Genomic DNA, 23,538 nt, shown 5'->3' on the forward strand with positions numbered 1-23,538 from the left:
CCATGAAAAACCTATTTTTATTTTGCCGCGCAGGCTTTGAAAAAGAATGCGCTGCAGAAATCCAACAGCGAGCCGGTGAGCTCAATGTGGGTGGCTTTGTTAAGGCCAACAATAACGACGCTTATGTTGTATACCAATGTTTTGAAGACGACGCTGCTGATACGTTAGTCAAACAACTACCTTTAGACTCGCTCATTTTCGCCCGCCAGATGTTTGCTGCTAGCGACTTGTTAGTCGACTTACCTGAAAATGACAGAATAAGCCCAATCGTTGCGGCGCTCAGTGACGTCAGCAAAGCGGGTGAAGTGCGGGTTGAAACACCTGACACTAACGAAGCGAAAGAGCTCTCGGCTTTTTGCCGTAAGTTCACTGTGCCTTTACGCCAGCATTTGAAAAAATCGGGTAGCTTGCTAGCGCAGGAAAATCCAAAACGTCCGATTATCCACGTGTGTTTTATTGGCCCCGGCCGTGCCTATGTGGGTTATTCCTACAGTAATAACAGTTCGCCACATTTTATGGGCATTCCACGCCTTAAAATGGCGGCGGATGCACCGAGTCGTTCTAGTCTGAAACTCGACGAAGCCTTTGGCCAATTCGTGCCTAAGGAAGAGCAAGAAGAGCGTATTCGCAGTGGCATGAACTCAGTGGATTTGGGCGCTTGCCCTGGTGGCTGGACTTATCAACTGGTGCGTCGCGGCATGTTTGTGTCGGCAGTTGATAATGGCCCTATGGATGAAAAACTGATGGAAACGGGCCAAGTGAAACATTACCGTGAAGACGGTTTCCGTTTCGAACCGCAACGTAAAAATATCTATTGGCTGGTGTGCGACATGGTTGAGAAACCAGCGCGTGTTGCCGAACTGATTGAAGCTTGGGCGATTAACGGTTGGTTTAAGGAAGCGATTTTTAACCTTAAATTACCGATGAAGAGCCGCTATAAAGAAGTGACAGCCATTCTTGAGACCATGCAGACGATTCTTAAAGAGAATGGTGTGACCGATTTTAAAGTGCAGTGTAAGCATCTTTATCACGACCGTGATGAAGTGACAGTGCATTTATGGCTACGTCCTAATACCGCGTGGAATTAATTGCTGCGCTAACCCTGCGGTGATCTTGTTGTCGCTAGAATGGTAATAGTCATGCGGGTTTAAAGCCACGCAGGTTTAAAAGCTAGATAACAAAAAGCCCCAAAGGAAACTTTGGGGCTTTTTTGTGTTTACTCATTCGAGTTTCAAGCGCTTGCTTCTTTTAAGCTTTTGCTTGAACAAGCGCGTTTTAGGCTCGTCTTAAACGCGCTCAGCATTGAGATCACAGACGCTCAAGCACAGCTTGCGTGAAGTCAGTCGTGCCGTGAGTGCCGCCTAAATCGCGAGTCGTACGGTCGCCTTCTTCGATCACTGCAGATACCGCTTTACGGATTTGCTCAGCTTTGTCAGCCATACCTAAGTATTCCAGCATTTGGATAGACGCTAAAATCACTGAGGTTGGGTTTGCGAGGTTTTTGCCTGCGATATCAGGTGCACTACCGTGAACGGCTTCGAAAATTGCAGCATCACGGCCAATGTTTGCGCCAGGTGCCATACCTAAACCACCTACTAAACCGGCACACAGGTCCGATAAAATGTCACCGAACAGGTTGGTCGTCACGATCACATCGAAGTTTTCTGGGTTCATCACTAACTTCATGCACGTTGCATCGACGATCATTTCTTCTGTTTTGATGTCAGGGTAACGTAGGCTCACTTCACGGGCCACTTTCAGGAAAAGGCCTGACGTTGACTTCATAATGTTAGCTTTGTGCACGATAGTGACTTTCTTACGGTTTTCTTTGCGAGCTAGTTCGTAGGCGAAAGTGGCGATTTGCTCAGCACCTTGGCGAGTGACGATACTGGTCGCTTCTGCCGTTAAACCATCTTCAGACACTTTTTGACCATGGCCAGAATACATGCCTTCGGTGTTTTCACGTACTGTGATGATATCGATATTTTCGTAACGGGCTTGGGTACCTTTGAAAGACAGTACTGGGCGTACGTTAGCATACAGACCGAATTTCTTACGCAAGGTTACGTTGATAGAAGTAAAGCCTTCACCAACGGGAGTCGTCAGCGGCCCTTTCAGCGTGATACGGTTTTTTTCAATGAGTTCTAAAGTGCGTGCTGGCAGTAACTCGCCTTGCTTTTCAAGTGCAGTCAGGCCGGCATCGGCAAATTCATATTCAAAATCACAGCCCGCTTTATCAAGAATTTTTAAGGCTGAATCAATAATACTTGGGCCAATTCCATCACCTGGAATTACGGTTATCGTTCTTTTTGACATGGAGAAGTCCTTCCACGGTTCGTCGTTACTGCAATTGTCTGCCCCAGTGCTAACTGGATAGCAGGACTATGAATTTGGTATTTTTTCTGCCTATTATTTTAACCATCTTTGGTCAAACTTCACAGGAAATAGTGAGCAATATCACGATTTTTTATGTGGTATAACTTGTAAAAATACTGGGTTCTCACCATGATGGAGAGCCAATGGTTAAAAAAGTCTACTTTAGTCTAACAAATATATAAAAGAGGAAGACATTGAAGTTAATCCCTATCACATCTCTGGTTTTGTTATCCCTTGGAATATTGCCAGCAGTGCAGGCTGAAACCAGCACTAAACCGCTCACCCTAACAGACATTATGCATTTTGAATCCCTTGAAAAGCCGGTTATCTCAGATAAGGGGCAAGTCATCGCGGTCGAGTCTGCGCCCGATCGCGGGGATAGTCACGTCATTGTGAAAAATGTCCTGTCGCAGCAAAGCTATCAAATCGCGGGGGGGTCAGATCCCTTGGTGAACCACGATGGTCGTTATGTAGCTGTGGTGGTTAAACCGAGTTTTCTCACGCGTGAAACGAGTGATGCCAAGGCGAAGAAAAAACTCAAATCCGACATGGTGTTGCTCGATACTCAAACTGGCACGCAAACTCGCTTCGAGCGTGTGAAGGAATTTGTGTTCAGTGATGACGGTAAGCATCTGGCGATTTGGTTTGAGGCTGATGAAGAGTCCAAAAAAGATGCTGAGCCTAAAACTACCGAAAAACTCGCTGAAGCAGGCACACAAAGCCCTGCGAATATTGATAAGCCAAAGGTCGATAAGTTTGACCAAGGTCGACGTTTTACGTTGCTCAGTTTAGAAGACCAAACAAAGCGAATTGATGTCGAGCAGGTTACTGGCTATGTTTTTGATAAGGCAAGCCGTAGACTCGCGCTGGCAGTGAACGATATCACCAATAAGCAACATCAATTGCAGTTAGTCGATTTAAACACTCACAAAAAAATCGTTGTCTTTTATTCGCTTAGCCAACAGATTGGTGCGTTAGCGCTGGCTAAAAATGGTCGTTGGCTTGCATTTACGCAGGGCAAAGACAGTGAATTGCCCTATGGCCGCAGCTATCAGTTATCGCTGGTCGATTTGCAGTCGGGCAAAATCAGTAACCCCCCTGAATCACCCGAGTGGAAACTGAATCGCTACACTAGCTTAAGCTTCTCATTGGATAGCGAACGGCTGTTCTTTGGCCGCGTACCTGAGGTGAGTCAACAGCTCAGTTTGCAGAAGATCACCGAAGAAAAAGACCTGTTCGATACAAATATTGTCACCGGACAGCGTGGGCTTAAGGTGTGGCATGGGGATGATCCACGGATTAAACCTAATGAAATCAAGCAATATGAGGATGAGCAAAAACGCACTTACCTTGCGGTATTGCATTTAGGTTCGAATAACGTGGTGCAGCTTGGCGATAAAACTGTTCCAGATGTGACGATTTCACAACATAAACGCTTTATGTTGGCCAGTTCAGATTTGTCCTACCGCAAGATGGCGACGTGGGCAGGGTTCTACCAAGATTATTATCTGGTCGATATTAATACTGGCAGTAAAGTGCCATTTTTGACACAACAGCCGAGTGATGCCGAGCCTATACTGTCGGGAAATGGCAAGTATGTGGCTTATTATCAGCAAGGTAATGTGTATCTCTATGATATTGAAGAGGATCGTCGTACTAATCTTACAAAATCCCTAAAGGTCAGTTTTGCCGATGAAGACCACGATTATCCATCCAGTGCTCCAGGATATGGTTTTGGTCCTTGGCTTAAAAATGATGCGGGTTTCTTGGTTTACGACAAATACGATGTTTGGCAGTTTAATACCGAATCTAAGGCGGGTTTTGCCTTAACCGCAGGTAAAGGACGCACCCAGAAAATTCAATATCGCCTTGAGGGCTTAGTCGATAATCCCGATGAGCCGACAGAGCTTGCCTATAACGCAACTGTGTTACTCCACGGTTATAGTGATAAAACCAAGGCCGATGGTTTTTATCAAGCCACCTTGGGCGAAGCAGGCGTGAAGACGTTGATGCAAGGTGAGTATAAGCTGACAGTATTGGGACGCAGTAAAGATGCCGATATTATCGTGTTTTCTAAGGAGCGTTTTGACTTATTCCCTGACTTGTATACGGCCAGCTATAGCGCACCGCAAAATGCAGTTAAGCAAACCGATTTAGATAAGCAGCGTCAAGCCTTTAACTGGAGCCAATCCGAGTTAGTTCACTGGACAAATGGCGATGGTAAACCGTTAGATGGCGTGCTGATCAAGCCGACGAATTATCAAGAGGGTAAGCGCTATCCTGTACTGGTTTATTACTATCGCTTTATGACGGATAGACTGCATGCCTTCCCGCAGATGAACATTAACCACAGACCTAACTTTGCTTGGTACATCAATAATGGCTATGCGGTGTTCCTACCGGATATTCGCTTTGAAATTGGTTACCCAGGTGCGAGTTCGGTGCAAGCGCTCACGTCTGGCGTGCAAAAGCTGATTGAGATAGGTATTGCCGAACCCGATGCTATTGGTTTGCAAGGTCATTCTTGGAGTGGTTATCAAACGGCGTTTGCCATTACTCAAACTAAGATGTTTAAGGCGGCGGTTGCAGGTGCTCCAGTATCGAACATGACCAGTGCCTATAGCGGTATTCGCCACGGCACAGGCATTGCGCGTCAGTTCCAATATGAAACCGGACAGAGTCGTATTGGCGCAAGTTTGTTTGCCGCGCCGCAAAAGTACATTGAAAACTCGCCAGTATTTTATGCTGACCGTATTCAAACGCCTTTGATGATCATGTTTGGTGATAAGGACGATGCAGTGCCTTGGGAACAAGGTGTTGAAATGTACTTAGCCATGCGCCGTGCGGGTAAAGATGTGGTGTTCTTGCAATACGAGGATGAGCCGCATCACTTGAAAAAGTACCCGAACAAGCTCGATTACAGCATTCGCATGATGCAATATTTCGACCATTATCTGAAGGGAAAACCTGCGCCAGAATGGCTCAGCAAAGGTGAAGCCTATGTTGAGTATAAGGCCGATGATGAATAGGAAATTGGCTTAGTTGTTTTACAACTGAGTCAATTCGTTGATTGTCAAAATAAAAACGCCACCGATTCGGTGGCGTTTTTATTTAACTGTCAGTCGTATTTATTTACTGGTTAATGTCTCTTGGGCAGAGCTGAGGGCTGTGTCAGTATCTGCATCGAGATATTGCTTATAGGTATCTTGGCCCCAAGCAATCAATTGATCATTTTCAAAAATAAGTGGAGTACATTCCTCTTTCGTGGTTACACCGTCTGATTTTTCATGGTGAGTGCGATAAAAGAGCACCTGTAGCTTGGTTTCTTTTACGGCTTTGGCCTCTGAAAAGTCAGCTTTACCTAGTAACTGTTTTACTGAAACGATATTTTGCCCTAGCGCTAACTCGTTCATTTTTTGGCTGTTATAGGACTGTCGGTCCTCCCAACTCATGTCATCTGGCGTAGGTTCATAAACGAGTACCACCACAGCGACAAAGGCGACGTAGGCGGCAAAAATGCTACCGATGATTACCGAAACTTTTGATTTCATTTACAGTTATTCCTTTACCTCATTAAATGAGTCACGTTATTACGTCCATAAAATACGCTTTTGTTGTTCTAAGGTAAATGCGTTAATTGCAACTTTATATTAACAGATGTTTAGGCAGGATTGATTGGGTTTTCAGGCAGGCAGTTATTATCAGGCAAGGAGTTCATCACGCGAAAATCTTTTAAATTAATATTGAGTGGCAGGTCTGTTTGTAACTGTGCGAGCTTATAGCTGAGTCTTGCCATCTCCTTACCTTCGGCAAGTTTTTTGGCTTGTTTAGCGCCTAAGTTAGATAGCGATGAAAACAAGGTTGGTAAGCTTCTAAAGGTTTTCAATAATTCGGCAGCCGACTTAGGGCCTATGCCCGCAATACCAGGAATTTTATTACCGCTGTCGCCAGCTAATGCCATCAAGTCGAGAAATTGATTGCGCTCGACACCGAGTTTTTGTTCCAATGCAGCGATATCTAAGTACTGCTGATTAAAGTGATCCCACTGGCTGATTTGGCGATGATTGAGCTGACTAAAACCTTTGTCGGTGGACACTATAATGGCTTCACCCTGCGCTTTGGCGGTTTTTATCGCTAGAGTGGCAATCACATCATCGGCTTCAGCCGCCGCATAAATAGAGCCAATGTTCATCATGGTTAAGTGATCTTGCAGCGCAGCAAGGCCTTTTGCCAGCGGCTCAGGCATAGGTTTACGGCCTTTCTTATAATCGGGGTAAAGCTGTTTACGCCATGAGACTTCATCCCCATCCCACACGATAGCTACATGGGTTGGGCGATGCACACGCAGCAGTTTAGTGCACGCCAAACTGACGCGCTCTGTGAGGCTTTGCATATCGGATTCATCGGGGATCGCCGCATAGATGCGGCGAACCAAGTTGAGACCATCGATGATTAAAAACATGTTCATGAGTGTTGTTGCTTCGCTCTCTATTTCACTATTTGATAGCAAGGAATATAGGCGCTTCCTGGAAGCTTCATTCTTTGTTGCTGTACAAATGCACTTAAGAGTTTATCCATCATATCCATGAGCTTAGGATCGCCTTTTAATTGGAAGGGTCCATCACGCTCTATGTGCTTGATTGTTTCCGACTTGACGTTACCCGCCACTATACCTGAAAACGCTTTACGCAGGTTGGCGGCAAGTTCGGCTTTATTGGTTTGGAAGTGTAGATCTAAGTTTGCCATCACTTCGTGGCTTGGGATAAAAGGTAACTGAAACTCAGACTCAATCTTCAGTGCCCACTGATATTGGTAAGCATCACCCGTTGAGCGGCGATAGGCTTTTACTTGCTCCATTCCTTGCTTCATGATGCGTGCCACTTCAGTGGGATTATCTATGATAATTTGGTACTTTTTCTGAGCTTCGGGTCCTAAGGTTGAGGCAATAAACTCATCAATCTTAATGAAGTAATCTGCGCTCTCCGTTGGGCCTGTGAGTATCAGCGGGAAAGGCGTTTGTTGGTTTTCTTCGTTAAGTAAAATACCCAATATATAGAGCAATTCTTCAGCGGTGCCAGCACCGCCAGGGAAGATAATAATGCCGTGGCCTAAGCGCACGAAAGCTTCGAGGCGCTTTTCAATATCGGGTAAGATCACCAGTTCATTGACAATTTGATTCGGTGGCTCGGCGGCAATAATACTTGGTTCAGTTAAACCAATATATCGTGCATTTTTAATCCGTTGCTTGGCATGACCTATCGCCGCACCTTTCATCGGACCTTCCATCGCACCAGGACCACAGCCTGTACAAATATCTAATTCCCTCAGGCCAAGTTGATAACCTACCTCACGTGTGTACTGGTATTCGATGGCATTAATACTGTGTCCGCCCCAACAGACGACCACATTAGGGTCTTTCATCGGTGCTATCGCCCGTGCATTACGCAGAATATCAAACACCACATTGGTGATATGGTGGGCATTGGTCAGATTAATGTGTTTTAGTGAGTCATATCTATCACTGATATAAAGGATATCGCGTAAGACTGAGAACAGATGCTCTTGAATTCCCGTGATAATTTGACCATCGACAAAGGCTTGTTCGGGGGGATTGATCAGTTCTAATTTTACCCCACGCTCCCGTTGTAGAACGTTGATGTCGAAATCATGGTATTGCTCGAATAGGGCTTTAGAGTTGTCGGTTTTTAAACCCGCGGCAAGCACTGCTAAGGAGCAGTTGCGGTACAGTTGGTATAGGGCACTTTTGGCACTATTTTTGAGTCGATCAACTTCAAGTTGCGAAAGCTGATCCATGCTGCCTTTTGGGCTGACTTTTACTATCATTTACCACTCCTTCGTCATGACAGGAGTGATTAGAGGAGGCGTATAGTGGGGCTTAATTATACGTCAATCACAACCCTGTCTCTGCTTTCGTGTTTCGCTTTGTAGAGTGCTGCATCGGCGCGTTCAAAGGTCTCATGTATGAGTTCACTTCCCATAACTTGCGCAGCCCCTATAGATACTGTAACTGTAATTCTCTGATTTTTAAATTTAAATGGAATATTTTTTACTTTCTCGCGCACTCTGTTTAAAAGTTGAGCGATATCAGCAGGTGCCACATCAGGTAATAGCAGTACAAATTCTTCACCACCATAGCGGGCTACAAATTCTGTATCTCGCAGGGAGTTTTTCAATGCCATTGCTATAACTTGCAAGGTTTTATCACCTGTGCTGTGGCCAAAACTGTCGTTGATGGTTTTGAAGTGATCGATATCGGCAACGGCAACCCACAGCGGGGACTTATGCCGTTGATAGTTACGGTATTCTAGCTCCATGCGCTCTTCTAATGCAGCACGGTTAGGCAATTGAGTTAAGCTGTCGAGTAAGTTGAGTTTTTGTTGTTCAAACAAACGCTCTTTGTAGGTGTTAGCCTCACTACTTAACTCATTAAGCTCTTTGCGCATTGTCTCCATCGACTTGCGCAGCAGAGCTTGCTCTCTTTGCTCTAGGGCTTCTTTACGGGCTAATGCCGAGCGGATAGAGTTAAGTTGCTCTGTTAGTTGAGCTTTAAGGTCAACGACGTCTTCCACATCGATAATGATTTCACCTGCATTATCGACGCGGGTGTTAATCTCACGATTCAGCTGGGTTTTTAATTGGAAGCTACGTTGATTGTGATTGTAAGACTCGCTCACTACCTCACGCACCGCGGCTAAGGCATCATTGAGTGCAAACAAAAACTCTTGGGATGCTGATTTCTCGCGGGCGATGTTATCAAGCAATAACGCTAAAATGGTTTGGTAGGCTTCGAGCAAGCTATCAACTTCAATCTCAGAAGAGAGTACTTCTTTGATCACTAATACTTGGTCACGTTGATCTTTACGGAACTCGATTTCCGAAATCATCTGCGCCAGCTCATGGGCTAGCTGCCTGTGTTTTGGTAAGACATCAAGTTTTTCAGATTCGCTAAATTGTAGCTGTAATATGGTTTCGTAGAAGCCAATGATTTGCTTAACTTTAGGTATATATTCCCACACAGTATGAAAAGGTTTTGCCAGATCTTGCTTGAAGTAATTGACTTCTTTTTTGAGCTTTTCAGGTGCAGAGTTAACGCGTTGGATCTGACGGATCACCTGTGACAAACCAGTACGACTCTCTTCGAGTTGTACCATCACATGGTGATATTGGCCTTTTAGCAGGCGCTCGACATCAACTAATTCTGGCAATGCCTCATCGACTCGCTCAAACGTATTTAAGTTATGGCGAAGTTTGGCGAGTTTATTATCCAGCTCAAGATTTTGCCCTTTACAGGCGAGGCTTAAGTGACCAATAAATTGGAGTAATGTCTGTAACTTTGCATTTCTATCTTCATTAACTTCATCAAGGGCAAGTTTGGCCGAATGGAGTTTCTGTTGCAGCAAGGCAAGTTGTGAAACTGTAGCGCTTGAATCCTTCATCCTGAGTATTGTCCTAACTCTGCAAGGCTAAAAAACATGACAATCCTATGTCCAGATTAGCTGTTAACTCATATGATACTAATGTTATAACACTGGGCGTAGAGTGCAAATGCGATTTACCTGTGACTCTGTGATTAATTACCGATATTGATCAAATATTTTCCAGTAATTGCCTATCTTGGTTATTTTCCCAGCAAGGCCAGCGAACATCCTCTTTATTGCCGTTGGTCTCTAATCTGATTAATCCACGCTCAATGCCTTTTTCAAGGTGTAAAAATAACGGATTTGCAAATAAGCTCAAAGGAACAAAGTCGAGGGCTCTGAGAGCGACATAATAGTCGTTATTGCCACCTAAACTACGGGCACAGGCAAGCGCCATCTGCACTGTTTCAAATTTTAATTTCGCGGCCATTTTAATTTCTGATTTTGCTAAAAGTGGCAAATGTGCAAAGCCAAGACGGAAATGATGTGTGATTTGCTGTTCATCGAGTTTCAGGCGTACTTGGCTGAGTATTTGTGTCGGCTCAATAGGTTGCGTGAAACGAACCGCAAATACCCCTTGGCGTACCACATAAACAGATGCTGCGAGTGCATCCGTTAGATGATTGGCAATTTGCGCTGTGACTGCATCACTAAAATATTGGCCATAGTCCAGATCCGCCGTAAGTTGGGTGGGGAAGGCGATAATCGCGAGTGCCGTTGTGGATTCCTGACTTTGATTATGGCTTAAGTGCGCTAATAATGCGGCATATCCTAAATTGTGAGTGAAGGGCTCCTGTAGCGTTAATTGAGTTAATGCCGCGTTTTTAGCTGTTATTTTGCGGCGATTTTGTAGCATGAAAATAATCACTAGCAGCAAGAGTCCGGCAATAAGGCTGCAAATGAGCAGTAGCGTGTGAGTGTTGTTGCTTTCTTTCACTGTCTCAACGAGCTTCCCCTGTAGCATGTTGAGCTCAAGTTTAAGTTGTTGCTCTGCAAGGGCAGAGGCCGACACTGGGGAGTCTTTATCTGTCTCAGCTGGCTTTTTACCTAGCTCAATGATACGAGCTTGTGCATCGATGGTTTTTGCTAATTCACCTAATTTTTGCGCCGCCGAGGCGATAAGGGTGAGTGCGGATTTTTGTTCATCGACCAGTTTTAAATCGACCGCGAGTGCTAATGCGATATCGGCATGGGTCATCATCAGCGGCCAATCTTGGTTGGTTTGGGCGATTTCACCAATTAAGAGTTCGTTATAAACTTGATAGTGATGGCTTTGTTTTTCTTTGAATATTTGATTGGCCATCAGTAAATATTTTAGGGCGTTAACATTGTCTTTAATATTTGAGTAGGCTTGTCCTAAATTATGAAAATTAAGGCCCTGTGCGATGTAGTTACCGCGTTTTGCATCTAATTGCTGGGCATTTAGGTAGTAATCAATCGCTTTATGCCAATCCCCTTGTTCGCCATAGACCATAGCGATCACTGTCATACAACTTGAAAGATAAGTGTCATTGCCCATCTTTTTAAAGCCAGCTGCGGCTTCATGAGCGTTTTTAAGCGCTTCATCCCACTGCTTTAAGTCACGGTATACTTTAGAAAGTTGCAATTGCAGATTGGTTTTCATTGATGGGTAATTAGAACGATTGGAGATCCGAATCGCTTCACTATAATGCTGTAATGATTTTGTAAGCTGCTGATTAAAGTTGTAATAAAAGCCAAGCCTCGCTTCAGCCGCCGAGATTAAATAATCGTTTCTGAGTTTATAGGCAATGTCGCGGTATGTGTGGAAGTGCATCAGTGCTGGCACTTCTTGGCGGATCAATAAATGTAAGCCACCTAGATGTTCATGAATATTGTGTTTAAGAATTAATGCTTCGATGTCATAGCTGTCGTTGATGCGGGTGAGCGCTTCATTATAAAGACCAATTGCTTCTTGATATTTCTGTTCAGTACGGCCAAGGTAACGGCCATTTAACATGGCGACCATTGCAAGTTCGTAGGGCGATTGCGCCGCAGTCGATAGGAGTTCAATCAAGCTTTTTGCGTTTTGAAAATCGACCTTGGTTTTAACGTTTGGCTCCATATTGAGGCGGGCCAGTAAATACAAAATCTGTTCAAATTCGAGTGGATTGTAGCCTTGCTCTTGGGCTGCGCGCTTAAATTGGTCACGGTTTTGAAAAGCGAGGGGAAAGGAAATCGTTTTGTTGAGCGCATCATACATCTGCTGCGGTGATTCTCTTAACTCAACCTCATCCGCTTCGAGATCTCGGCTTTGGACTGTAAAAGGCAGTGACAGCAACAGAGTAAATAAAATAACCGTGAGTTTTTGCATTTGAACTGTGATTCCTCATTCCTTTAGTCAAGGAACTTATTTTGTTAGCTTTTGTTAGCGCCTAATGAGGATGCTACATCGACTTGTTATACTTGGAAAAATCATAAGAAGCATAATAACAGAAGGAAGCAAGAGTGAAACCCAACAGACTATCAATCTTGATATTGAGCGCATTATTTTCGGGTCAAGTATTGGCCGATGTGAAATACCAAATCGACCTTATTAAACCCGAACACCATATTGCCCAAGTGAGTGTCACTTTTCCTGAAGTGAAGACGAACGATTTTACGGTGAATCTCCCTGTGTGGCGGACGGGCAAATATCAAGTATTGCCTTTGGCCGATGGTGTGCGCTTATTTAGTGCTAAAGATAGTCAAGGTCATGAACTGCAATGGAAACGCACCGCGAGCGGTGAATGGCAAGTGGCGCTCACGCAGCCAACCCGTGTTACCGTCAGTTATCAATTGTATGCTAATGAATTAGGCCAAAGGGTGCGCCATATTGACGCGAGCCATGCCTATTTAGATGCTAGCGGTGTGTTCATGTACAGTCCGCAATTTCGCTCTGAACCAATATCCGTAGAATTAAAAGTACCTAAAAATTGGCAAAGTTACTCTGGGATGTCATCGGGTAAGGCCGCTCATTCCTTTATTGCCCCTAATTATGATGTGTTGATCGACTCCCCGATTGAAACTGGTGTGAGTACCCATAAACAATTTAGTGCTAATGGTAAAAACTATGAATTGGTGTTTTGGGGGGAAGGTAACTATGACACGGATAAAATAGTAAAAGATCTTAAAGCCTTAAGCGGTCAAGCTAAGGTGATTTGGGATGATTATCCTTTTGATCGTTACGTTTATATGGTGCATGCAACGAGTGGTGCCAGTGGCGCGACAGAACATTTAAATTCTACTGTCATTCAGCTGCCGCGCTTTAGTTTCCGTGAACGCAAGGACTACCTGCGCTTTATTAGCACGGCATCCCATGAGTTTATCCATACCTGGAACGTGAAGGCTTATCGCCCCGAGGGATTAGTTCCCTATGATTATCAACATGAAAACATGACGGAATTACTGTGGATGGCCGAAGGATCTACCAGTTATTTTCAAGATCAGTTGTTGCTGCGGGCTGGAGTCATAACAGTTAAAGAGTTCCTCGAAGATTTAGCCAAGCGCGTCGAGAAAAACCAACTCAATCCAGGTCGTGAAACTCAATCTGTGGCAGAGGCGAGTGCGGGGGAGTGGAGCAGTATCGGTGGCGATTATGCCATTAACCACAGTGTAAATATTTACTCAGAGGGCTACTTAACCTCTTTAGCCTTAGATTTTTCATTGCTGCAAGACTCCGAGCTTAAGTATTCATATCGCGATGTGCACCGTCGTTTATATCAAGAACATCGCGTACCAAAAGGCTATGGTGTTAGTGATGTTCAGTACATTCTTAAAGACTTATCCGGCAAAGATTATGCACCTTGGTGGCAAGCCAATGTGAATAGTCCCATGAGTTTAGATTTCCCAGAATTATTATCACAGGCAGGGTTAAATCTGTCCTATGGTAAAGATTCAAAAGCTGAGGCATTTGCAGGAATGACCTTGAGCAGTACCCATGGCTCTTTAGTGTTAGACCAAGTGTTGCGTAATGGTCCTGCTTGGCAAGCGGGTATAGTTGCGGGGGATGAAGTATTAGCGATTAATGGTCTCAAGGTGACTGCTGCGGGTTTCTATAAGCGCATCAAAGACTTTAAGGTTGGCGATAGTGTAGAGGTGGTATTATTTAGCAACGATAAAATCAAGCAAGTACAGCTCATCCTTGGCGAACAGCAAAGCGGTAAGCTAGTGCTCAAGGGGGATGCAAAAGCGACTAAACAGCAAAAAGCTTTCTTCAAGACTTGGTTAGGCATTGATTGGCCGTTTGACAATAAAGGCGAGTTAGCTACTAAAGCTTAATGTGGTTAGGGCTTCATCTTTAGCATTTAAATGCCTTTGTCTTAAAGCCACCTAAAGTGAAATCGTCATAAAAAAGGCGCCACCATTATTTTGATGGGGGCGCCTTTTCTTATCTTGTACGGCTCAGTCTAACAAGCGAGTCGCAGCTCTCGTATGCTTAACGAGTTTTGCTTAAACTTGTGCGTCTTCGAGTCCACCAAGGGCGGCCACGAGTGCATGCATCAAGGCGACTAACTCGCTGCCCATTAGGGCAAAGTCTGCATCTAAACGGGCCATAGGATCGTCAGTGCCGACTTCATCGTTCCCTGCTCTAAACTCTTCAGAGAATTTAAGGCGCTTCACGCTGGCATCTGATTGCAATAATAGTGCAATCGATTGGCCGAAATGCAGCGCTAACTTGTGTACTTGCTTACCTGTTGCTAAGTGAGCTAACACTTCGTCTTCTTTCAAATCCTGCTGCTTAAAACGCACAATTCCGCCTTCATCAGCTTCAGATTTGAGCTCGGCTTCGTCTTGCATTTCAAAGGGTAATGGTGCGCTGCCAAGTTTTAACCATTCAGTTAAATTGGATTCGACTGGCGCTTTAAAGCTCAGTGGGATCACAGGTAAACTGCCGAGAGCTTTACGTAATAACGCTAATAATTCTTCGGCCTTAGTGGCACTTGAACTATCAACGAGGATCATTTCTAGCTCAGGTAAAATCAAGGCGTGGGTTTGGCTTCGGCGCGAGAAAGCACGTGGCAGTAGGCTAGTGATGATTTCATCTTTTAGCGCATCTTTTTCTTTTTTCGCCAGTTTACGATTTTCTTCATCTTCAATGAGAGCCACTTTTTCTTCTAAGGCTTCTTTGATGACTTGGCCTGGCAGAATTTTCTCTTCTTTAGTCACGCAGATCAGATGACGATTGTCAGCGCTATGGACCAAAGAACTGCCTTTTTTGCCTAACGCATTTGAGAAACCAAATTTACTGACATCTTGGCTTGAGCAGGGGGAGAAAGTGAAATCGGCCAACGCAGTTTCTAGCGCTTCGGTTTCGACGGCAAAAGGTTTATTGAAACGATAAAGAGTAAGATTTTTAAACCACATAAGGGCGCCCATTGAAAATTAAAGTGGCAGTTTACGGCATAGTTTGGACGGGGTAAACCTGTGTTCAATAGCTGATTTTTAACTGAGGATCAGAATTCATTAAACTGTAACATAATAATTAGCTTAGCTGCAGCCCTCATTTTTACTGGGTTTTATGCCTGGCTTCGCGTCAGCTTTTTTGCACGCCAACGTTAATGGTCACAATTGAAATAAAATTGAAACACATTCATTGCAAACTTTCGGTCGTTCCAAACCAATAACCAAGACGAACATAACGTCGAAAGGATTAAATGATGAACGTTTTTTGTAAAACTCTACTTGCTTCTGCGCTAGCTTCTGCAACTCTGGCTTCAGCTAATGCCGCTGAGCCACTGACTGTTTATGGTAAGTTGAATGTCACTGCTCAATCAAATGATGAGAAAGGTGATGCTACAACAACTATTCAAAGTAATGCTTCTCGTTTTGGTGTGAAGGGTGATTTTGCGCTGTCTAGCTCGCTGGAAGCTTTCTACACAGTGGAATATCAAGTTGATACAGGTGCAGCATCAAGCGATAACTTTACTGCACGTAACCAATTTGTTGGTTTGAAAGGCGCATTTGGTTCGTTCTCTGTGGGTCGTAATGATACCTTGTTGAAAATTTCTCAAGGTGATGTTGATCAGTTTAACGACCTTTCAGGTGACTTAGGTAAGCTGTTCAAGGGTGAAGTTCGCGCTGCTCAAACGGCGACTTACCTTACGCCTTCCTTTGGTGATTTTGTATTCGGTGTTACCTATGTTGCCGAAGGAAATGATGTAAAAGGTCAATTTGCTCAAGATGGTTTTAGCTTAGCTGCCATGTATGGTGATGCGAAACTGAAGAAAACACCCGTTTATGCATCTCTTGCCTATGACTCAGATGTGTCTGGATATGAGATTGTTCGTGCCAGCTTACAAGCTAAGTTAGCCGGTATTAAACTGGGTGGTATGTACCAGCAACAAGAACAAACCTATAAATTTGATTCTGCAACGTCGATGCCAGTTGAAGTCACTGCAGAAAGTGCTAACGGCTATCTATTAAGCGCTGCCTATGATATCGATGCTGTTACTTTAAAAGCTCAGTTCCAAGATATGGAAGAACTTGGTGATTCATGGTCGGTAGGTGCAGACTACAGCTTAGGTAAGCCAACTAAACTATTCGCTTTCTACACGAACCGTTCGTTAGAAGCGTCTACAGATGATGACAAATACATTGGTGTTGGCTTAGAACACAAATTCTAAATCTAGCATTAAAGCTCAATTAAGGAGGCATATAGCCTCCTTTTTTATTGCTATAAACAAACAGTTATATAAACTTATTATGACAAATATTACTACTATATGGCTCAAGCGGCGCGCTTATTCATAAATCTGTAATAAAAATGACTAATAATAGCCGTGTTGACATTCACTGACAGAAAATCACTTATGACTGCAAGGATATTGATAGTAGAAGACGAGTTGGCCATCCGCGAGATGCTGACTTTTGTAATGGAACAGCATGGGTTTACCACCTCTGCGGCGGAAGATTTTGATTCGGCCATTGCGCTGCTAAAGGAGCCTTACCCCGATCTGATTTTATTGGATTGGATGTTTCCTGGCGGAAGTGGTATTCAATTGGCGAAACGCTTAAAGCAAGATGAGTTTACGCGCCAAATTCCGATCATTATGTTAACCGCCCGCGGTGAAGAGGAAGATAAAGTCAAAGGCCTCGAAGTTGGCGCCGATGATTACATCACTAAACCTTTTTCCCCTAAAGAGCTGGTCGCACGTATTAAGGCCGTATTGCGTCGCAGTGCACCGACTCGTTTAGAAGAAACCATTGATGTACAGGGCTTAATGCTCGATCCTGTGAGTCACAGGGTGAGTGTGGGTGAAACTGTATTAGATATGGGCCCAACCGAATTTCGTTTATTACACTTTTTCATGACCCATCCTGAACGTGTTTACAGCCGTGAACAGCTGCTCGATAATGTGTGGGGCACCAATGTGTATGTTGAAGACAGAACCGTTGACGTGCATATCAGACGCCTTCGTAAAGCCGTTGAAGAGTCTGGTCATGACCGCTTGATCCAAACGGTTCGTGGCGCTGGTTATCGTTTCTCTACACGCATTTAGTGCTGAATAACTGTTAGGCACAAGTTAGCTTTTACGCTATCTTGTGCTCCTCTTATTTAGCCTGATGTTTGGGTTTATTTATGTCTGACTCTTATTCAGGGTATCGGTTGTTTACGCGCTTAGGTTTATATCTACTGCTTTGCGCGCTAATAGGTTTATTGGTAGGGAAACTTCTCTGGATACTCTTTATCGGCACGCTAGGGTTAGTTTGCTGGCATTACCGACAATTATCACGGCTTAACTTTTGGTTATGGCGGGATAGGAAACTCACGCCGCCGCAGGGCAGTGGGAGCTGGGAAGGTGTATTTAACGGTATTTATCGCCTTCAAGGGAAGAATCGTCGACGTGTCGGTCAACTGGCCGCACTGCTGGCACGATTTCGTCAAGGTGCAGAGGCGTTACCCGATGCCGCTGTCGTGCTTGATTCAGAACATAATATTTTATGGTGCAACAAGTTAGCGCAACTCATTCTCGGTTTTGTGTGGCCACAGGATAATGGTCAACGAATCGATAATTTAATCCGTCATCCTGATTTTTCTGCTTACATTAAATCCGCACAATACAAAGAGCCGCTGGAGTTACCTTCGCCGGTATCGGATAGGCGTTTGCTTGAAATCCGTATCATGGCTTACGGTGACAGGCAGCTACTGTTAATTGCGCGGGATATCACTCGTATACGTCAGCTTGAGGGAATGCGAAAAGAGTTTGTCGCGAATGTGTCGCATGAATTAAAAACGCCGCTCACTGTGCTACAGGGTTACCTCGAAATGATGCAAAGCATGGCTGAGCCTGATTCGATGAACGTCAAGCCGTTAGCATTGATGCAGCAGCAGACACGACGAATGCAATCTATGGTCGAACAGCTATTGATGTTATCGCGAATTGAAGATGCGGCGGATATTAACCTCGAAAACACTGTGAATATGACGCAGTTGATGGAGGTGCTCAAGGAGGAAGCTAAGGCGCTGGCACAAGATAAGTATGAATTGAGTTTCTATTGTGAGCCTGGACTTGATTCTCACGGCAATGAATTGCAGCTGAGAAGTGCCTGTTCTAACTTGATTTCTAATGCGATTCGTTACACAGAACCTGGCGGGAAAATTACTGTGCAGTGGTGCAGTGTGGCTACGGGTGCCATCTTTAGCGTAACGGATACGGGTGAAGGTATTGCGGCTCAGCATATTGGTCGATTAACGGAACGCTTTTATCGGGTAGACAGTGCGCGCTCAAGGCAAACTGGTGGTAGTGGTTTAGGTTTAGCGATAGTAAAACATGCGCTTAACCACCATCACAGTAAGCTTAAAATCAGCAGTGAAGTCGGTAAAGGCAGTACTTTTAGCTTTATTATCCCTTTGCATCTTATCGAACGTAAGAAATAGTATGTGTGAGTGAAATATTTACAATAAATAATAAAAACAGGCCATTAGGGCCTGTTTTTATTTCTAGGTTTATTGAGTCTTTATTATACCAATAGTATTAAATATCTGTTCATTCAGCGGGGATTCAACACGCTTTAGACAAGGCGAAGGCTTGAAGGCAGAGTGGTGCTCTGTCGAAAGCCTTTAACGCAGTATAAAGCGCTTTGAAATCCGCCCTTCGGGAGCCACACAGACACCCCACTTCGGTGTTGCATGAATGACTATTTCTGCGTCAATGCGCCTTGGATTGAAATGCCTGTGAGGCTCTGAACTGATTAGATATTTAATGTGATTGGTATTAATGACAGAAAAAAGCGATAAATAGTGCATTGTCATTTAAGTGTCATATCACGGACATAGAATTGTCATTGTAGCGATTGATACTGGCTGCGTCTGAAGAAACTTAAGTTACAAATTAGTTAGCTTACTACTGGAGCACATAATGAAACTGAAAAAGCTTGTCGGCGCGATTACTCTAACAGCCGCTGGTGTATTCTCTGCCACTGCGATGGCATCGATTGATCCATCTTTGCCTACTTATGAAAAAGCGAGCGGTGTATCTGGCAACTTATCATCTGTAGGGTCAGATACCTTAGCCAACATGATGACACTTTGGGCAGAAGAATTTAAACAAATGTACCCTAACGTCAACATTCAGATCCAAGCGGCGGGTTCTTCTACTGCGCCACCAGCGTTGACTGAAGGCACTTCACAGTTCGGTCCTATGAGCCGTAAGATGAAGCCTAATGAAGTTGAAGCGTTCGAAAAGCATTTTGGTTATAAGCCAACTGCGATTCGTGTAGCTATCGATGCTTTAGCCGTATTCGTGCACAAAGATAACCCAATCAAAGGCTTAAGCGTTGATCAAGTTGATGGCATTTTTTCTTCAACTCACAAATGTGGTAGCAGTGACATCCAACGTTGGGGCGATTTAGGCTTAGACGGTAACTGGTCTGCCAAAGACGTTCAACTTTACGGTCGCAACTCAGTATCGGGCACTTACGGTTACTTTAAAGAGCACGCGCTTTGTAAAGGTGACTTTAAAGCTAACGTAAACGAGCAACCTGGTTCAGCTTCTGTTGTGCAATCTGTTTCTCAATCTTTGAATGCGATTGGCTACTCAGGTATCGGTTACAAAACTGCAGGTGTTAAAGCTGTTGCCATCGCTAAGAAAGGCAATGAGTTTATCGAAGCTACAGCTGAAAACGCGGCTAATGGTACTTACCCACTATCACGTTACTTATACGTTTACGTGAACAAGCAACCAAACAAAGACTTAGCACCAATGGAAAAAGAATTCCTGCGTTATGTGTTGTCTAAGCAAGGTCAGCAAGTGGTAGAGAAAGATGGCTATGTGCCAGTGCCTAATAGCGTAGTTGCTAAAGATTTAGAGCAAGTAGGTATTCGCTTGTAAGTCAAATGGCTTGTTAATTAAGGACCTCTCAGGAGGTCCTTTTTGTTTTTGTGGTTTTAAATGTGTAATGATGTCAGGTTTAGACCAAATTAAAGGCATAAAAAAAGCAACCTAAGTAGGTTGCTGTAAATTCCAATTCGGAATCTTGGGACGGTCGCGCTAGAAACCATCTAAAGGAGAATGATGATGAACGAAGAAACTCATTACAAAGATTCGGTTCATAATATCTGACTCAGCATCATCAAATTAGTTCAAGGAAAGTGCGAAATATTTTAAATAATTTTGTATTTTGTTTTTATAAAAAGAGGCTGACTCGATTTTTGCCAAGTTTGCACGTCTCAATTTTAGCTGCTTCTACTGTGACTACCGATAAATCCAGCAAGCTAGAGATAGCTTATTGCAAACTCGGTACCTACACCCAAAGATGAACTGTTACAAAAAACTTGTTCCTAAGGAGCTCTAGAGCTCAGTTACGATTTGCCTCTGAGTAAATTTGCAGTCGATAATACCTCCCAATGATTAGTGATAAGTTATCAAGCCCGTCACCACAGCAAGGTAACTCATAACTCACTATTTAGAACATACCGCTCAAAATTTGAATATCGAGGCGACAGTGTTGCAACCAACTAAGAGTACATTAGCTGATGTAGCCCCTTGGGATTTAACCCGAGATTACCATTCTTTTGCGAATACCGAACAAGTGCAAGTGACCCATGTCTCTTTGGATGTCATGGTGGATTTTGACGCGCAGCGTCTTTTCGCTAAAGCGACGCTGTCCTTGGATTTTCTTGAGTGTGATGTAACAGAGCTTTGGCTTGATAGTCGAGATCTAACCATACTTGCTGTGACTTGCTTTAATGCTACAGAGGGGGTGAATGTATTAACAGAAATGGATGAAGAACCGCTCGACTTTGTGCTTAATGAAGCTGACCCCATACTCGGGCAAAAATTGTGTATCACTTTACCAGAATCTCCTTGCAAGCAGGTTTGTATTCACTATCAAACCTCGCCGTCCGCCCAAGGATTACAGTGGCTAGCGCCTGAGCAAACCGCGGGTAAACAGTTACCTTACCTCTTTAGTCAATCGCAACCGATCAATGCCCGCAGTTGGATCCCATTACAAGATACGCCTAAGGTGCGGATCACTTTTGATGCTAAGGTGCAAGTGCCCAAAGGCATGCGCGCCGTTATGAGCGCGATGAATCATCCCGATACGCCACTTAATGGTGTGTTTCACTTTGAGATGGAACAGCCTATTCCGACCCATTTAATGGCCTTGGCTGTGGGTGATATTGCCTTTCAAGCGATAGGTCCAAGATGCGGCGTGTATACCGAGCCGAGCATGCTAGCGGCCGCCGCAAAAGAGTTTGAAGATACTGAATACATGCTCGACGTTGCTGAGTCATTGTTAGGTCCTTACGTATGGGGCCGCTATGACATGATTATCTTGCCGCCGAGTTTCCCATTCGGTGGGATGGAAAATCCGCGTTTAGCCTTTTTAACGCCCACGCTCATTGCTGGTGATAAAAGCTTAGTGTCAACCGTTGCCCATGAGTTAGCGCATTCGTGGACGGGCAATTTGGTCAGTAATGCGACTTGGCGTGATCTCTGGTTAAATGAAGGTTTCACGACCTATTTTACTAACCGTATTGTCGAGGCTGTCTACGGCAAAGAACAGGCAGAATTAGAATGGGTAATAGAGTTTGGTCGCTTAAAAGAAGAAATCGCGTCTTTGCCTACGGGTAAGCAAACTTTACCCGCTAATGTGCAGCAGGACGATCCTAATCTTGCCTTTAATCGTTTTACTTATGATAAGGCTTCGATGTTTGTCCATGATTTAGAGCGCAGGCTAGGGCGAGTAGAATTTGATAAATTTTTACTCACTTATGTGAATCATTTTGCGTTTAAAGCCATTACCACCGAAGTGTTTGTCGAGTACGCAAAACAAACTTTACTGCAATTACACGCAGATAAAATCACTGAAGCTGAACTATTAACGTGGATTTATGGTGAAGGCTTACCTGAGGGCTATTGCGGACCAACATCCATGAGTTTAGATAAAGTCGATGATGCGCTGGCGTGTTTTCTACAGGGAACGGCAGCGGGCCGATTAAGCGTTAAAGATTGGCGAGTGCACCATTGGCAATATTTTCTGACCCAATTACCTGAAGTCGTTAGTCAAGTTCAATTGATGGATCTGGATGAAACCTTCCAATTAACCCAATCGACTAATGCAGAAATTGCCTGTGATTGGTTTCGAGTCGCGATTCGTAATCATTATGATCCTGTGTTGCCGGCATTAAGTGCCTATTTAGTGCGTATTGGACGCGGTAAATTTGTGCGGCCACTCTATGCTGAGTTACAAATTGCGGGATATCACTCTGAATTAAAAGACATCTATACAAAGGCTCGTGCAGGCTATCATCCTTCGATTCAAGTTCAATTGGACAAATCACTCAGCTTATAGAAATTTAGGTAAAAAAAATGGCAACCTATGGGTTGCCACAAAGAAATCAGTGTGGGATACAAATAGAATTCAATGCGCTAGCGTGTTTTCTATTGTGTCCCAAAAGGGAGATGATGATGAACGACCAACCAATTCGACTCAATGCGATAAAACAGAAACTGTGTCATTTGAGGGTATGAAACTGCGACTTCACATATTTCATTCTCAAGGTGCATTTAATCTTATCTGTTAATCCTTACCTATACTCAGAGTCACCATTTTTAATTAAGTTCACTGATATCAGAAAAAAATCCCAAAAAGTTTAAAAAAGATTTTATGGGACATTTTTCTGGGGAATACTGAGTACTCACACTTAAGTGTTACATTTTTTCTACATTAAAATCATGGGGATAAAAAATTAAACGCGTGTCAGTTTATTAATCTATAAGCTAGCGTTAGCGCTTGTTGAAATTTGAGTAAAAAAAATGGCAACCTAAGGTTGCCACAAGGAAATCAGTGCGGGATACAAATAGAATTCAGTGCGCTAGCGTGTTTTCTATTGCGTCCCAAAAGGGAGATGATGATGAACGACCAACCAATTCGACTCAATGCGATAAAACAGAAACTGTGTCATTTGAGGGTATGAAACTGCGACTTCACATATTTCATTCTCAAGGTGCATTTAATCTTATCCGTTAATCCTTACCCTGTCTCTTCTACACAAATAATTAGTAAAAAAACGGAACTCTCTTGACTGCCGATGATCTGATCATGCAAATTCATTTACTTCACCATTTTCCATGTCAATTTTTAACCCGAGCCAATGGGCAGCCGATCACTTTCATCATGCTGAGCTAGGTGATAAACGAAGAGCGGCAAGGTTAACCGTCGTTGCTGAACATATGGCGGTTGGCAGCGGCAAATCGGTTGCCAGATCATGTAATGG

Annotated in this window: 16 protein-coding genes; 9 read left to right on the forward strand and 7 right to left on the reverse strand. The window is 43.9% G+C overall.

What is annotated here, in order from left to right; translation table 11 throughout:
- The first annotated feature begins 2 nt into the window (after positions 1 to 2).
- The gene (gene rlmM, locus L5M38_RS10890) at positions 3 to 1,088 is read left to right on the forward strand and encodes a 23S rRNA (cytidine(2498)-2'-O)-methyltransferase RlmM (RefSeq protein ID WP_011846285.1); all 1,086 of its coding nucleotides are present in this window, start codon (positions 3 to 5) and stop codon (positions 1,086 to 1,088) included.
- Positions 1,089 to 1,308: 220 nt separating this feature from the next.
- Here rlmM and L5M38_RS10895 read toward each other — a convergent pair whose 3' ends face one another.
- Entirely contained in the window at positions 1,309 to 2,316 is a 1,008-nt protein-coding gene (locus L5M38_RS10895; protein WP_113941031.1) for an isocitrate dehydrogenase, read from the reverse strand.
- A 254-nt stretch (positions 2,317 to 2,570) separates the two neighbouring features.
- Here L5M38_RS10895 and L5M38_RS10900 point away from each other — a divergent pair, with 254 nt between their 5' ends.
- Positions 2,571 to 5,405: a S9 family peptidase gene (locus tag L5M38_RS10900; protein ID WP_263179088.1), complete on the forward strand. Its 2,835-nt coding sequence runs from the start codon at positions 2,571 to 2,573 to the stop codon at positions 5,403 to 5,405.
- Between the two features lie 99 nt (positions 5,406 to 5,504).
- Here the strand turns inward: L5M38_RS10900 and L5M38_RS10905 are convergent, their stop codons facing one another.
- The 5 genes from L5M38_RS10905 to L5M38_RS10925 form a co-directional block, all read right to left on the reverse strand.
- Positions 5,505 to 5,927 (reverse strand): DUF3192 domain-containing protein, encoded by a 423-nt coding sequence (locus tag L5M38_RS10905; protein ID WP_028760680.1) that lies wholly within the window; start codon positions 5,925 to 5,927, stop codon positions 5,505 to 5,507.
- 110 nt (positions 5,928 to 6,037) lie between these two features.
- A complete protein-coding gene (gene xni, locus L5M38_RS10910) occupies positions 6,038 to 6,844 on the reverse strand; it encodes a flap endonuclease Xni (protein WP_263179089.1) in 807 nt (268 codons plus the stop codon).
- Positions 6,845 to 6,864: 20 nt separating this feature from the next.
- On the reverse strand, positions 6,865 to 8,220 hold the full coding sequence (gene ppnN / locus L5M38_RS10915) for a nucleotide 5'-monophosphate nucleosidase PpnN (RefSeq protein WP_028760679.1): 1,356 nt from the start codon (positions 8,218 to 8,220) through the stop codon (positions 6,865 to 6,867).
- 56 nt (positions 8,221 to 8,276) lie between these two features.
- Positions 8,277 to 9,833, reverse strand: a complete 1,557-nt coding sequence (locus tag L5M38_RS10920; protein WP_105249767.1) for a GGDEF domain-containing protein — start codon at positions 9,831 to 9,833, stop codon at positions 8,277 to 8,279.
- 151 nt (positions 9,834 to 9,984) lie between these two features.
- Complete coding sequence (locus L5M38_RS10925; protein WP_263179090.1) at positions 9,985 to 12,147, reverse strand: tetratricopeptide repeat protein; 2,163 nt, start codon at positions 12,145 to 12,147, stop codon at positions 9,985 to 9,987.
- Positions 12,148 to 12,281: 134 nt separating this feature from the next.
- Here L5M38_RS10925 and L5M38_RS10930 point away from each other — a divergent pair, with 134 nt between their 5' ends.
- Positions 12,282 to 14,093 carry a M61 family metallopeptidase gene (locus tag L5M38_RS10930; protein ID WP_263179092.1) on the forward strand — a complete coding sequence of 604 codons (1,812 nt, stop codon included), beginning with the start codon at positions 12,282 to 12,284 and terminating at the stop codon, positions 14,091 to 14,093.
- 171 nt (positions 14,094 to 14,264) lie between these two features.
- Here the strand turns inward: L5M38_RS10930 and rdgC are convergent, their stop codons facing one another.
- Entirely contained in the window at positions 14,265 to 15,179 is a 915-nt protein-coding gene (gene rdgC / locus L5M38_RS10935; protein WP_113941038.1) for a recombination-associated protein RdgC, read from the reverse strand.
- A 290-nt stretch (positions 15,180 to 15,469) separates the two neighbouring features.
- Between rdgC and L5M38_RS10940 the strand changes: the two genes are divergently transcribed.
- From L5M38_RS10940 to L5M38_RS24595, 6 genes are all read left to right on the forward strand, one after another.
- Positions 15,470 to 16,438, forward strand: a complete 969-nt coding sequence (locus tag L5M38_RS10940; RefSeq protein ID WP_168823290.1) for a porin — start codon at positions 15,470 to 15,472, stop codon at positions 16,436 to 16,438.
- Between the two features lie 186 nt (positions 16,439 to 16,624).
- The gene (gene phoB, locus L5M38_RS10945) at positions 16,625 to 17,314 is read left to right on the forward strand and encodes a phosphate regulon transcriptional regulator PhoB (RefSeq protein WP_006085167.1); all 690 of its coding nucleotides are present in this window, start codon (positions 16,625 to 16,627) and stop codon (positions 17,312 to 17,314) included.
- 80 nt (positions 17,315 to 17,394) lie between these two features.
- Complete coding sequence (phoR, locus tag L5M38_RS10950; protein ID WP_105249762.1) at positions 17,395 to 18,693, forward strand: phosphate regulon sensor histidine kinase PhoR; 1,299 nt, start codon at positions 17,395 to 17,397, stop codon at positions 18,691 to 18,693.
- Positions 18,694 to 19,174: 481 nt separating this feature from the next.
- The gene (locus L5M38_RS10955; protein ID WP_263179093.1) at positions 19,175 to 20,146 is read left to right on the forward strand and encodes a PstS family phosphate ABC transporter substrate-binding protein; all 972 of its coding nucleotides are present in this window, start codon (positions 19,175 to 19,177) and stop codon (positions 20,144 to 20,146) included.
- Between the two features lie 613 nt (positions 20,147 to 20,759).
- On the forward strand, positions 20,760 to 22,613 hold the full coding sequence (locus L5M38_RS10960; RefSeq protein ID WP_263179094.1) for a M1 family metallopeptidase: 1,854 nt from the start codon (positions 20,760 to 20,762) through the stop codon (positions 22,611 to 22,613).
- A 779-nt stretch (positions 22,614 to 23,392) separates the two neighbouring features.
- Positions 23,393 to 23,538: transposase DNA-binding-containing protein (locus tag L5M38_RS24595; protein ID WP_411569304.1), on the forward strand; the 146-nt coding region annotated here is incomplete at its 3' end.

The organism is Shewanella sp. SM101 (genome assembly GCF_025654465.1).
GTDB lineage: Bacteria > Pseudomonadota > Gammaproteobacteria > Enterobacterales > Shewanellaceae > Shewanella > Shewanella oncorhynchi.